Annotated in this window: 1 protein-coding gene; it reads right to left on the reverse strand. The window is 64.5% G+C overall.

What is annotated here, in order from left to right:
• Positions 1–93: 93 nt before the first annotated feature.
• A partial coding sequence (locus tag AC1DU6_RS35300; RefSeq protein ID WP_477863230.1) for a Bug family tripartite tricarboxylate transporter substrate binding protein occupies positions 94–558 on the reverse strand: 465 nt, incomplete at its 5' end.

The raw sequence follows: 558 nt of genomic DNA on the forward strand, positions 1-558 counted from the left end.
CTCGTCGCCGGGGCGGTCAGTAGTTCTGAGCTGCTGCCCGCCATGGTCGCGGTAAGCGTCTAGGTCAGTCGCCCTGGATCAATCGGCCCCGGCTCAGTCGACCGACACGCCGGCGAATTCCACCACCTTGCGCCATTTCTCGGTTTCGGCGGCAACCAGTTTGCCAAATTCCTCGGGCGTCATGGGCTTCGGCACGCCGCCGGTCTCGGCGAGCCGTGCGATCAGCTTCGGATCCTTCAGCGCTTCGCCCACGGCCTTGTTGAGCGTGGCAATCACCTCCGGCGGCGTGCCCTTGGGCGCGGAGATGCCGTAGAAGCCGATGGACTCGAAGCCCGGTACCGTCTCGGCAATGGCCGGGACATCCGGCACGATGGGCCAGCGTTGCGGCGAGGTGACGCCGAGCGCGCGCACCGTCCCGCCGCGCGATTGTTCGAGCGCTGTGGGCAGATTGTCGAAGATCAACTGCACCTTGTTGGAGATGATGTCGGGAAAGGCGATCGCCGAGCCGCGATAGGGCACGTGGATCATGTCGCATTTGGTCATCGCCTTGAACAATTC

The organism is Roseateles sp. P5_B10 (assembly GCF_056400485.1).